This window comes from Anabaena sphaerica FACHB-251 (assembly GCF_014696825.1).
Lineage (GTDB): Bacteria > Cyanobacteriota > Cyanobacteriia > Cyanobacteriales > Nostocaceae > RDYJ01.
In genome coordinates, this window is the sequence record NZ_JACJQU010000006.1 from 265,243 (window position 1) to 278,294 (window position 13,052).

Below are 13,052 nucleotides of genomic sequence, written 5' to 3' on the forward strand. Positions count from 1 at the left end.
TAAACCTTTACCCTTTTGCTTTTTTTCAAACAAACAGAACTTAAGAACTTTCATCTGACTGATCCAAGGCAATGTTAGACTGCATTGGTAAAGTGATACCTATTGATGCTGCACATTGCAAAATTGCCGCTTCGTATTTTTTAGAATTGACAAGACTTCGAGCAGTCTGCAAATTCAACTCAAAAATATCAATTGCTCTTTCAATCTGTCCTAATCTTGCTGATTCCAAAGCAAGATAATTGAGAGCAGCTACTCTATAACTACTGATTTTAAATGCAGCTACAACATCCATCGCTATATCAAATCTTCCTATACTGATGAGTTGTTCTATGATCGTATTTAAAAAACGTTTATCCTTATTTAGAGATTTGGCGATTTCACTAAATCTATCAAATTGTTCAAACTCCAAAAGATCCAGTGCAAATTGTTGTTTCTGATAATTTAAATATGATTCGTCATAACATTTCCGAACAAAAGTTGGAAAAAATGATGGTTCAGAAGTCAGGCTCACTTTCCACCAAGCTATGAATTCAGAAATAAGTCTTTTCTGCTGCTCTATTTCTGTACAAGTCTCTTGTGAAGGTCTTCCTAAAACTAATTTTGGATCTTCTGGTCTATGAGCAAGCTCATTAGGAATTGCGACACATTTTCCAGATTTGGCGTTTTTCGTAAACTCTTGAGGAGTTGAACACATATAGACGTTTTGGCTGCAAACTTTGCAATAGCGAACGTCCCTATCCTCAGTTTGATTTAGAGAATCCCATTCCTGTGGACATCGGAATTCCAAAATATCTGGGCAGTTCCAAATTTGTGAAAAGTTTTTCATGGATTTTAAGTCACTATTTAGGTTTACAAAAAGCGCCTGAGCAAATGTAATTCATACCTTAATAGTCATTATCAGCCACACAAATACCTTTACATTTAATACCGTTTGTAGCAGTGCGCTGACAATGAGAACAGAGAACTTTTTCGGTTTCGGTTTCTTGATTTATTTTTATACTATCAATTGCCTGTAGCTTGTCTTTTTCGGTTTGGAGTTTTTCATTCATAAGAATGGCGGAATTTTTTGCTGTTTAAATTTTACAAGCTCTGTATTAGTCTCACCGCCGCCCATTGCCCCAGACCGTTGTCTAGTCTGCATTTAACAGTTTGCGGAACACAATTTTATCATCACCCGCCGCGTAGAAATCACGAATACGTGCTTCTTCCTGGAAGCCATACTTCCCGTAAAATGCCCTTGTGCGCTCAAATTCCGGTAGTCCTGAAGTTTCCACCACTAGCATCCGTCCACCACGTGCTATCAATGTTTGTTCAACATAGTGCAGTAATTTCCCGCCCCGTCCTTGTCCCTGGAGGTCTTCTCGGATGGCAATTAATAGCAAATTCCACGTTTGATGAGTCATCCGTTCCGGTTCGCAGTAAGCTACTCCAACAGGCTCATTTTCTTCGTAGGTAAGCCAAAAGCTTTCGGTTTCGCCGTCTTTAAAGTAATCGGACAGCATTTTTTTCAGATAATCAAGTTCTTGAGCCTGAAAGCCAATAGTTTCAGCTACGGCGATTAGCGCGTTTGTGTCGTCGGGTGTGGTCCGTCGAATCATCGTCAATAGTAACAATAGAATGTAAGCCACACCAATGGTACTACAATATGCTACAAAAGCTGGTTAGCTGTAGGTTGAATAAAATGAAACTCAACAAATAAATCTCAACAACAGGGATAATGTTGGGTTGCGTTCCTTAACCCAACCTACAATATAGGCGATCGCACCGCCATAACTCTGGTGAAAGATGAAGAGTTAGTGTCATCAGTCTTTTCCCGCAGTTAATCTCGCTAGAACTGCTCGTGAGTCACTACCGACTCGCTCATAAGCTGCACAAGAATCTCGAAGAGGACAAGCCCATTCTGGTTCTTCTTCAAAAGCATGACGAAAAAGGCATAACCCTGAATCTTGGGTTACAGGTTCAGTGATCTCAATTGATCTAATTATCGCTCGACACTCTCTACTTATGAGTCTCCATCCCCTCTTGAAATTTTATATTTCCGAACTCAGCATTGCTGAACGCATCCAACTGGTTGAAGATTTATGGGATAGCATCTTAGAACACCAAGAGGAAATTCCCTTGAGTCAAGCACAACAACAAGAATTAGATCGACGTTTAGATAATTAAAAAAAAATCCTACAAGTGGTTCTAGTTGGGAAGAGGTTAAACAACGCTTAGAATTTGCCCAATAAACTATAACCTCCCATCCCCAAATACCCCCAACACCTACTTACAAAGATACCGCATACAACCGATCGCCAATAATTCCGCGAATATTCTCAACCATCTGACTATAGACAGCATCAGATAAAACAGGTTCAGAACCTTCTAACTGCACCTGTTGATCTAAATCAATCCAAGATTTACAACCACCGTATTCAGGTAAATAAGGAATATACTGCACCTGGGGGAGTTTATAAGTCCGTAACAAAAGAATGTATAAAGGTTGACGCGCTTTCCATTTTAGGCGATCGCTAATAAAATACTCGTTCCAAATATGAAAAGGAAGTAATTCACTGACAATAGACTCATCTGCAACGGGTAAAATATCCGTAATTTCTGCCCAACTACCGATGCGAATTGTTTCTGGATGCCATCCTGATGTGACTGGATAGACAAGATCAGCATACTCAGCCTTGAGCAAAAAAGATTGTTGATGTTCGTAAGTAGGGTAGAGCAGAACCTGTTCATGAGCAACGCTGAAACGTCCCCCCTGTTCATGGATACCGCCTTTACGAAGTAACATAATCGTTTGGCCGTTTTCCAGCGCATTTACGGCTACAGCCCATTCTTTGAGAGCATGAAAAGTGGTAGTCAGTTCCATGAGCATCTTTTATTAGGTGACAGGTGATAGATGACAGGTTACAGGTAATAGGTTAAAAGTCTAATTGTGTTCTCATCACTTTAGCTGTTGTCAGAAATTAGAGGAAAACTATGGAAAAACGCAAACTGGGTACATCAACCGTACAAATCTCACCCATTCTCATGGGAACTTGGCAAGCAGGGAAAAAAATGTGGGTGGGAATTGAGGATGATGACTCAATTAAAACCATTCGCGCTGGTTACGAAGCCGGAATTACAACCATAGATACTGCTGAAGTTTATGGTGATGGACATTCTGAACAGATTGTAGCCCAAGCTTTGTCTGATGTGCGCGATCGCGTGGAATATGCCACAAAAGTTTTTTCTAATCATCTCAAATATCAACAAGTGATTGAAGCTTGTGAGCGTTCCCTGCAAAATCTCAAAACTGACTACATCGACCTATACCAAATTCATTGGCCATCTGGTGCTTTCAACAGTGAAATCGTCCCTATAGAAGAAACCATGAACGCCTTAAATCATCTCAAAGAACAAGGTAAAATTCGTGCCATTGGAGTTTCTAATTTTTCCCGTGAACAAATAGCAGAAGCCTCCCAATATGGACGTATTGATAGTTTACAACCACCTTATTCTTTATTTTGGCGGAATGTAGAGACAGATGCCATGCCATACTGTGTGGAAAATAACATTTCGATTTTGGCTTATTCACCTTTAGCACAAGGATTGTTAACTGGTAAATTCGCTCCTGGTCATAAATTTGACCCAGCCGATAACAGAGCTAAAAATAGGTTATTTCAAGGTGAAAACTTTGAACGCGCTCAACAAGCATTAGACAAACTTAGACCCATAGCTGAAAATCATCATTGTAGTTTAGCGCAGTTAGCATTGGCGTGGTTAATTGCCCAACCTCAAACAAATGCGATCGCCGGTGCAAGATATCCCCAACAAGCACAAGATAACGCCAAAGCCGCAGCAATCAATCTTTCTACTGAAGAAATCGCCCAAATAGACAATATTGGCCGCATTGTTACCAACCATTTCGACAATACAGGAATTATGTGGGAATGGTAATTGGGAAATAAGGGAACAGGGAACAGGGAACAGGGAACAGGGAACAGGGAACAGGGAACAGGTAGAAAGCTATTCTCCCCACCTTCTCATCACCCCATCTCTACTGTCACCTGTCAAGAGTCACCTTTCCCCAATGTTGCTAATTGAAACAAAACATCAAGTTTAGTAAACAAGCGATCGCATTTGAATTAGGGTTTGCTAGATTATATTCATAAGTTCATCAGGACACAAAAGAAGAACTAACCAACCAAAAGGGCAATGACATAAGTGTCCCCCGTCAGAAGCCCAAGCAAGATTTAGCATATACCATTTAAAGTGGCATTCCGACTGTTGTTTATAGTCGCGCCAAATCCCGAAGCGGAAAAACAGAAAAGTGCTAAACTTGTAGTTTTACTGTCAACCCTAGTTATTGACTTTCAAACACTTACTTAACCTTAACAATTTGAACCCTCTGAATTCGCTAGAACCTGGTCAACCCTGACCAGGTTTTTAGATGTTTATTGAATAATAGATAAAACCCAATCACGGAAAATAGGGTTTACTTGCTCAGGTACTTCATCATGGGGACAATGACCAGCAGTGAGAAAATATTCTGTTAGTTGGGGATAATATTGATGGAATTTCTGGGAACGTTCCCGCGCTTTCATCCAAGGATCTGCTTCACCCCATAATAACAATAAAGGACAAGTTAATTGTTTGAGTAAAACATCAACTTTCTCCCCTTGGGGAGTGCTAAAAACAGAGACAAATACATCTAAAGCACCTTGATCATAAGCCGGACGTTGAATTTCTTCAACTAATTGATCAGTAATTGCCGTTTTGTCCAAATAAACCTTTTCTAAAGTACGACGAATTACCCAACGTTGGCGCACATATTGAAATAATAAAGCCTGAGATAAACGCCGTTTAAAAGTCCATTTGACAGTTTTACCTATTAGTTGCTGTAAAGGATTTTTCGGAGGTTGAATTTGAGTTTGTATCGCTTCCGGTTCAGAAAAGGGACCAGCACTATTAAGTAATACTACTCCAGCGACACTATCAGGACATTGAGACGCAACACATAAGCAAGCATAACCACCAAGGGAGTTACCTGCTAATACTGTTTTTTCACCAATGACTTCACTAATAAAATCTCGCAGTTGGTCGCGCCATAATTCCCCACTGTACTGCAATTTCGGTTTTGCTGAACGTCCAAATCCCAAAAGGTCAATGGCGAATACTTGAAAATCTGCACAAAGTCCGGTAATATTTTTTCTCCAGTGGTCTGTGGAAGCACCAAAACCATGTACTAACAGCAAAGGGGGACGCTGGGGTTGTTTCTCTCCTGCTTGGACATAGTAAACGTTGTGTCCACGCCATTGCCAGTATTGTCCGGGAATTGGAGTTGTAGAGGGTGCTATAGTTGTCTGCATAATAGGAAGAAATGTTAAGTATTGTTAATAATCTTAGATTAGCAGTGAAATTACCAATTGAGTAGCTGGTTTTATTTCTTATCTAACTATCTCATCCTTGAAAAGGAATTTGTGTATGCAGTTTAGTTATAGAATATCAATGATTTTCAATACCACTTTGCTGGTATTTTTTAACTTATTACCCTTGCCAATTATGGCTCAAGGAAGCAACTATAACCTGATCAAAAATAACAAATTAGACGAACAAGAAGAAGAAAATTCCTTTAAAATTACACCAGAAATTTGTGAAATGAATGCTCAAGCTTTGGAAATGTTACCTCCAGAAGTTTCTAGATATTTTAAAGATTTTTGTGATGCAGGTAAAAAAGGTGGAGTTACTGAAAACCAAGATATATTAAATATATTCACTGGTGTGAAAAATGAGCGCACTTTGGAAAATTATTTTCAAGGTTTAGAAGCAGCTAGAAAATCAGGTAATTCTGTTCAAGAAAGACAATTGCTGTCTATAATTGCATTAGGTTATGCAAATAAACTCCATTTTAATAAAGCACTAGAATTTTATGAACAAGCTTTAATTGTCAATAGGAAGAATAATGATCCACAAGTTGAAGCAGAAACATTAAACCAAATCGCTAGATTATATGCACGCAATAGACAAGAATTGCAAGCTTTAAAATATTTAGAGCAAAGTTTAGCTATCACTCAAGGTAAAAAAGATAAAAAAAATCGAATATTAAGACTGCGATTAGATACTTTAAAATTGATGGGTCTTATCTATCAATATCAAAATCAAAAAAATCAGGCTTTAAAGATTTACGAAGAAGCTATATCTATTGTAAAAGGTGGATTGATAGATAGACAAACCCAAGGTTTAACATTACGGGAAATTGGCAGATTCTATCAAATTAGTGGAGATTATGCTCCAGCTTTATCATTGTATAAAGAAGTTTTAGAGATAGGTAAAAATGATAGTTATGTAAGATTATTGGGTTTCAAAAGTCTTGGTGATTTATATGAATTGCAGAATAATTATGCTCAGGCTTTAGAATTTTATGAGCAAGCTGTAAAATTAACTAAAAACGATAATTTAGACCTATATTTAGGTTCTAGTTTGGCCGATGTAGGGAGAATTTATAATCGTTTAGGAAGGCATCAAGAAGCCGAAAAACTCCTAATTCAATCGGTTCAGCAAGCAGAATCACAATATAAATTAACTCCAGATGATATTCCCGAAAATGGTTCTAGTATTTTAGGTAATGTCTCTAGTTTTGTAGATCAGTTTACACCAATGTTACAGGAAACCGAAAAAAATAGCTATCAAGAATTACAAAGATCACTAATTGCCCAAAATAAAAATAATGCGGCTTTAGAAATATCTGAAAGAGGTAGAGCAAGAGCTTTTAGTCAATTGTTAGCTATTAATCTAGCTTTATCAGGTAAACGAGATATTGCTGTCAAAAATGATATTATCAATATTGAGCAAATGAAACAGATTGCTCAAAAACAAAAAGCAACTTTGGTACAATATTCAATTCTGAAAAAACCTATTCAAAATGGAGTGCTTGAGTATGGAATTGATATTCCCAATCCTAAAGCACAAGATGATTTACAATTATTGATTTGGGTAATTAAACCCACTGGTGAAATCGCTTTTCGTCAAGTTGACTTAAAATCAATTAATAATTCTCTAGAAACTCTGGTAAAAAATAGCCGCAATGCAATTATTAGAGTGGGTACAAGTAAGAAAGCAACAGAAACAAGTTTAAAAGAATTACATCAACTGCTAATTAGCCCTATTGCTGAACATTTACCAACTAACCCGAATGACAGAGTTATTTTTATTCCTGATGGTTCTTTGTTTCTTGTGCCGTTTGTGGCGTTACAAGATGCACAAGGTAAGTACCTGATTGAAAAACATACTATTTTGACATCACCTGCTATTAGAGTCTTAGATTTAGTACATCAGCAAAGACAAAAAGTATCAGGTAAGGGTGCTTTAGTAGTTGGTAATCCCAAAATGCCTGATTATTCTGGTAAGTTAGGTGAAAAACCCCAACCACTTTCAGATTTACCAAATGCAGAGTTAGAAGCACAAGCTATCGCTAAGTTGTTAAATACTCAAGCGATTATTGGCAATAATGCCACAAAACAAGCAATTGTTCAACAAATGCCAAATGCGCGAATCATTCATTTTGCTACACATGGATTATTAGATCATTATGAAGGATTAGGAAGTGCGATCGCTTTTGCACCTTCAGCAAAAGATGATGGTTTCTTGACAGCACAAGAACTGGTAGAAATGAAACTCAATGCAGAATTAGTAGTTTTAAGTGCCTGTGATACCGGGAGAGGAGTTATTACAGGTGATGGAGTAATAGGTTTATCACGTTCTTTCTTTGCTGCTGGAGTTCCTAGCATAGTTGTCTCTTTATGGGCAGTACCGGATGCACCTACATCTATATTAATGACAGAATTTTATCAAATTCTACAAACCCAACCCGATAAAGCTCAAGCACTGCGTCAAGCAATGTTAAACACAATGAAAAAACATCCAGCACCCCAAAATTGGGCAGCGTTTACCCTAGTTGGTGAGGCTTTGTAAATGGAAAAATTCACGAGTCAGAATGTTTGATAATCAATCTAGGACAAAATAAAGATTGACTGGCTATATTAGCATTGGTGATGGCTAGGAGAATTGAGTAATTGTTTGGGTTGATTTAGTAGGTTGAAGAAGAATTCAGAAGTCAGAACACCCTGCGGGAAGCAAGCTACAAAATTCATTCTGAATTCTGACTCCTGAATTCTGTTCGATAAAGTTTTAAATTTAGCCTAGTTGTTAGATACATCTGGGCTATTTTATTAGCGAGTCGCCAAAAGTAAGTATAATTTCAGTACCTTTTATTTGAAATCACTTTCATTATGAATAACCAAGATCATAATTATTGTCAGCAAATCACTGGAAAATCTAAACTTCTAGGAGTTATTGGCTATCCTGTAGAACATTCTCTATCACCAGTGATGCACAATGCAGCATTGAGTAAATTGGGCTTAGATTATGTTTATTTGCCTTTTCCTATTGCACCGGAAAATTTAGAGACAGCGATCGCAGGTTTTGCAGCTATTGGTATTGTTGGTTTTAGTGTGACAATTCCCCATAAACAGGCCATATTACCTTTATTAACAGAAATTTCCCCTATTGCTCAAGCTATAGGTGCAGTCAATACCGTGACTCGTCAAGGTGACGGGTGGGTGGGAACAAACACAGATGTAGAAGGCTTTATTGCCCCTCTGCAAACCACTTATCAGCAAGATTGGAGTCAAAAAAAGGCGGTAATTTTAGGTAATGGTGGTGCGGCCAGGGCGGTTGTTGCTGGTTGTATTCAGCTAGGTTTAGCAGAAATTCATGTCGTAGGACGCAATATATATAAATTAAAGGATTTTCGTCAAAGTTGGGAAAATTCACCCTTTGCAGATAAATTTCAAGTCCATGCTTGGGAAGAATTACCAAACCTAATTCCCCAAGCTAATTTGTTAGTAAATACCACTCCTATCGGGATGTATCCCCACGTAGATCAATCACCTTTAAGTGGAGAGGAGATGGTTAAATTACCTTCAGGTGCTATCGCTTATGATTTAATCTACATCCCCAAACCTACGAAATTTTTACACCAGGCAGAAGAACAAGGTGCAATTCCCATTGATGGTTTAGAAATGCTAGTTCAGCAAGGTGCAGCAGCATTGAAAATCTGGTTGCAAGAGGAAAAAGTACCTGTAGCCCAAATGCGCCAAGCATTGCAAAATCACCTGGGTATATAGGGATTGGGGAAAAATCAGGTCAAAAGTCAAAATTAAATAACTTCTGCCCCCTGCCTCCCTATTGTGGTATTTTCATATACCTTTCTTGTCCTTGGGAATTATAGAGAAATACGGGTAGGTTAGCATTATCACTAATTACTCCTAAAGCTTGTTGCAAAGTTTGTAAATGACTTTGGATATCAGGGTTAGCACTTTGTAATGCTTGGTCATACTCCGGGGTTAAACGGACAACAATTCCCTTAGTTTCGATGCTAAAAGTGCAAAAACGCATCTTATTGACACAGGTACTTCCCAGATCAGCGCGAGTTTGTGTCAAATTACCATAGAGTTGCTGTTTTTGTTGTGCCTGTGCAAAAGCAGTCGAATAGGGTTGGATGAGTGACTGTGCTTGATTGTAGTTGGAACTATCTTGAGAAATCTGTTTAGCTGTCTTTACAGCTTGATCCCAAGATGCTACTGCTGCCTGCCATTGATTTTTTTGCTCATAGACTTTAGCTTGATTAGCAAAATTGACAGCTTGCTGATAGTAATTAGCCGCTGCAATTTCTCTTGTAGCTATGTTGCGTGCCAATGTGAGTTTCGGTTCATATTCCACTAACAGGTTTTTAGCTTCCTCGTGTGCTGTGCTGGTTGAGGGGATGCTTTTCAAATCATTGACAACCTCTTGCCACGTAAACCGTACCCTTTGCCAGTCATTAGCAGATTTAGCAGTGGCTTGGCGTTTGCTGGCAGAATCAGCTACAGTTTTGGCTGTGGCTAGTTTTTTCTGCCATGATTCTTCACTAAGCAACTGCTTATTTATCGCTTGTAAATTGCTTTGATACTTAGGTAAATTTGCCCGCACCAGCCCATAGAGTTCATGACCAGGTTTGATAGACTCTAGTGGTGTAATTGCTTGTCGCCATAAAGCTTGTCTACTGCGTAGTTCATCCAAGCTGGTTGCGGGAGTTTGTGTTTTTTGCTCTGCTGCCGATGCTGCTTGTAAAGCTTTTACTACCTGGTTAATTTTTGTTGATTGGTCAGAAAAACTTAAAGTCAGTTCCTGGGCTGGTTGGTAACGAGGAGACCATTGAGGAATAACGTTGAGATCAGCAATAATTTTATCTAGTTGTTGTTGAACTGCTATTAGTTCTTGTGGTGATTTAGCTTTACGGATTAATTGCGGAGTCTCGCTTTTGAATTGCTCGGCTACTTGTAATTCTTTACACTCGCCAATTACACAAGCACGGTTAAGAAAGAATGCACCGCCTCCAAAAATCACTGTCACCCCCAAGACTCCAGCTAAGAGGATGGGTAAAGATGGCAGTGATAGCTTTTTGCTCTTTGATAAATTTTGTCCACCCGCAAAGGGGTCAAACTTTTCTTCTTCGGCTAACTCATTCTCACCCTCATTAAGAAATGACTTATCTGAGCTATATGTAGTAGTATCCGAGTTAAATGATGTATCTGATCCTAGTAGGGTATCCGAGCTAAATGAGTTATTTGAGGCAAATGATGAACTATCTGAACTAAATGAAGTATCCGAGATATGATCATCTGTTAGTAAACTAAATGGATTATCCGAGATATGATCATCTTTTAGAGAACTAAATGAAGTATCCGAGATATGATCATCTGTTAGTAAACTAAATGGATTATCCGAAATATTATCGTCCTCCTCCGGAGACGAGAGTCCGGGGATTTGCAGTGGTGGAAAAATTAGCTGATTTTTACCAGCACCTTGATCTAAGTCATTACTTGCTTCTGGCGATGGAATTTCATGATCTGCTTGTATCCCCTTAGCCTTGATAATTATCGAGTGTTTAGCGTAGGGTAGTTTTTCTCCGGAAACCCTGACGTAAAATTGCACCTTTTCATCATGGTATTGAGATTGCCACTGTAGCGATTCCTCAAGGATAGCAAATATTTTTTCTGTATCAACTGCTACACCTGGAGGATGTTGAGTTAAAATCATCAGTTCGCTATTTTGAACGGCGCATTTAACCTGGAGAACCGGGACAGATGGAAGTTCCAGCAGTATTTGTTCCTGTAAAATACTGGTTAGAATCTGGATATCTTCTTTTTGGAATGTTACTTTCATAATGGCTACTGCTAATGTTCTATATAGTTTTATAGTTTTTATTATCTTGGAGCAGATGAAATAGAGTAATGGCCTTTGTTACATAAGGATACATAGTTTTACTAACTGCTGTTTCCTGTCCCAGAGAACAACTTTTTAACACAAAGTTCTATCTGTCACAATAAAGTAAGGGAGCAGCGATGGTTTCGTCTTTTGCTTTTTTATACTATTAGACAATAAATTAGACAATCCAAATGCGAGTATAAATTATTTAAGGAAAAATATACAAGAAGATGCCAGTAATTTTTGAGACTGGGAAGTTTACCAAGGAGGAGCAAAAGGTCTAATCAACGAGATAGCAGCGGTTGAGGTTCTAGAAATGAATTTGCCACTGTTGCCGAATTCGATAAAATTGATTCGTGCTAAATCAATTTTCTGTCCAACCAAAGCGTGATTATGTAAACAAAGTGCTGTATCAACGATTATATAGCACTAAAAATCAGCTTTGGAATTGTTAATACAAGGTGTGTGTCAATGGATTTATTGGAGTACCAAGTTAAGGAATGGTTTAACAAGATGGGAATTCCTGTCTTACCATCTCAACGAATTGACCATCCTACAGATTTAAAACGCTTAAAAATTCGCTATCCGATTGTACTAAAATCGCAAGTACACGCAGATGAACGGGCTAAAGCTGGTGGAGTCAGGATTGTAGAAACCACCATCGATGCGATCGCAGCTGCTCAAAATATCTTTAATTTACCAATTTGGGGGGAATTGCCAGAGGTTTTACTGGCAGAAACTAAGTATGATGCCAAAGATGAATTTTATCTGGCTGTAGTTTTAGATACGGCCCTGTGTCGTCCAGTGCTTTTAGGTTGTAAAGAACCAGATATTGATTGGGAATCTCCAGGGGAGAAAATGCAATATGTGGTTGTAGAACAAGAATTTTCGCCATTTTATGCCAGAAGACTGGGATTGAAAATGGGCTTACAGGGTGCGCTAATACAGTCGATCAGCGATATTGTAGAAAAAATGTATCAGTTATTTGTGCAGAAAGACCTAGATTTAGTAGAGATAAATCCTCTAGCTGTCAGTGTTTCTGGGCAAGTTATGGCACTCAATGGTAAAGTCAGAGTCAACGAACGGGCAATTAACCGTCATCCAGAAATAGCCCAAATGGCGGCAAAAATGCTTGGCCGTCATAGAAGCAGTAAGATTAACAGCACCTTGGGTGATTGGGATGGGTTAGAAATGCACGGCAAAATCGGTATATTAGGCAATGGTACTGGTTCGGTGTTGACAACCTTGGATGCAGTCGTTAATGCAGGTGGTAAACCTGGTGTGTCTTTAAATTTACGACATTCTTTTTTGACTGATACCGGACCTACTACATTTTGCGATCGCCTGGAAACAGGTCTAAAAATCTTAGCTGCTGACAAAAGCATTCAAGTGATTCTGATTAACTTTTTGGGTTCTATTCCTCAAGTTTCCGAAGTGCCAGAAGTCATTGCTAATTTTATCCAACTAGACCCAAAAGAACTCAAATCCCATCTGTCTAATGGCAGTAAAAATCAGCCCAAACATTTACCCAGGTTGGTTCTCCGTCTTGCTGGTTCTGATTTTCAGGATGCCAGGAAATATTTAGCTACACTCAAACCCGAAGGTGAGACGCTGATCATAGTAGAAAATTTAGATGAGGCCGTCACGCAAGCAGTCCGTCTATCTAAGTTACCTGCTTATAAAAGGTAGTGTAAAAAGTCAGGAAGCAGGAGGCTCCAAGGCAGAGGGATCATAAAAATTGACTAATTACTAATGACTAATTACTAATG

General features: G+C 38.6%; 10 protein-coding genes and 1 pseudogene. 5 read left to right on the top strand and 6 right to left on the bottom strand.

Annotated features, from left to right (window positions below; genetic code table 11):
* Positions 1-40: 40 nt before the first annotated feature.
* The 3 genes from H6G06_RS13580 to H6G06_RS13590 all read right to left on the bottom strand — a co-directional run bounded on the left by H6G06_RS13580 (position 41) and on the right by H6G06_RS13590 (position 1,598).
* Complete coding sequence (locus H6G06_RS13580; protein WP_190560876.1) at positions 41-826, bottom strand: hypothetical protein; 786 nt, start codon at positions 824-826, stop codon at positions 41-43.
* 58 nt (positions 827-884) lie between these two features.
* Positions 885-1,049 carry a hypothetical protein gene (locus tag H6G06_RS13585; protein ID WP_190560877.1) on the bottom strand — a complete coding sequence of 55 codons (165 nt, stop codon included), beginning with the start codon at positions 1,047-1,049 and terminating at the stop codon, positions 885-887.
* An 81-nt stretch (positions 1,050-1,130) separates the two neighbouring features.
* Positions 1,131-1,598 (bottom strand): GNAT family N-acetyltransferase, encoded by a 468-nt coding sequence (locus H6G06_RS13590; RefSeq protein ID WP_190560879.1) that lies wholly within the window; start codon positions 1,596-1,598, stop codon positions 1,131-1,133.
* A gap of 406 nt (positions 1,599-2,004) precedes the next feature.
* Here H6G06_RS13590 and H6G06_RS13595 point away from each other — a divergent pair.
* Positions 2,005-2,231, top strand: a pseudogene (locus tag H6G06_RS13595) (addiction module protein).
* A 38-nt stretch (positions 2,232-2,269) separates the two neighbouring features.
* On the opposite strand, the gene H6G06_RS13600 reads toward H6G06_RS13595, so the two are convergent.
* Positions 2,270-2,869, bottom strand: coding sequence for a DUF1802 family protein (locus H6G06_RS13600; protein WP_190560881.1), 600 nt, complete (start codon positions 2,867-2,869; stop codon positions 2,270-2,272).
* A 104-nt stretch (positions 2,870-2,973) separates the two neighbouring features.
* On the opposite strand from H6G06_RS13600, the gene H6G06_RS13605 reads away from it, so the two are divergent.
* Entirely contained in the window at positions 2,974-3,933 is a 960-nt protein-coding gene (locus H6G06_RS13605; protein WP_190560883.1) for an aldo/keto reductase, read from the top strand.
* 497 nt (positions 3,934-4,430) lie between these two features.
* Here H6G06_RS13605 and H6G06_RS13610 read toward each other — a convergent pair whose 3' ends face one another.
* Positions 4,431-5,345 carry an alpha/beta fold hydrolase gene (locus H6G06_RS13610; protein ID WP_190560885.1) on the bottom strand — a complete coding sequence of 305 codons (915 nt, stop codon included), beginning with the start codon at positions 5,343-5,345 and terminating at the stop codon, positions 4,431-4,433.
* Positions 5,346-5,484: 139 nt separating this feature from the next.
* Between H6G06_RS13610 and H6G06_RS13615 the strand changes: the two genes are divergently transcribed.
* Together H6G06_RS13615 and H6G06_RS13620 are read left to right on the top strand one after the other, a co-directional pair.
* Positions 5,485-7,947, top strand: a complete 2,463-nt coding sequence (locus H6G06_RS13615) for a CHAT domain-containing protein (RefSeq protein ID WP_190560887.1) — start codon at positions 5,485-5,487, stop codon at positions 7,945-7,947.
* Positions 7,948-8,264: 317 nt separating this feature from the next.
* On the top strand, positions 8,265-9,161 hold the full coding sequence (locus H6G06_RS13620) for a shikimate dehydrogenase (RefSeq protein WP_190560889.1): 897 nt from the start codon (positions 8,265-8,267) through the stop codon (positions 9,159-9,161).
* A gap of 58 nt (positions 9,162-9,219) precedes the next feature.
* Here the strand turns inward: H6G06_RS13620 and H6G06_RS13625 are convergent, their stop codons facing one another.
* Positions 9,220-11,241 (bottom strand): hypothetical protein, encoded by a 2,022-nt coding sequence (locus H6G06_RS13625; protein ID WP_190560891.1) that lies wholly within the window; start codon positions 11,239-11,241, stop codon positions 9,220-9,222.
* A gap of 513 nt (positions 11,242-11,754) precedes the next feature.
* Here H6G06_RS13625 and H6G06_RS13630 point away from each other — a divergent pair.
* On the top strand, positions 11,755-12,972 hold the full coding sequence (locus tag H6G06_RS13630; RefSeq protein ID WP_190560893.1) for a succinate--CoA ligase subunit beta: 1,218 nt from the start codon (positions 11,755-11,757) through the stop codon (positions 12,970-12,972).
* The last annotated feature ends 80 nt before the right edge of the window (positions 12,973-13,052 follow it).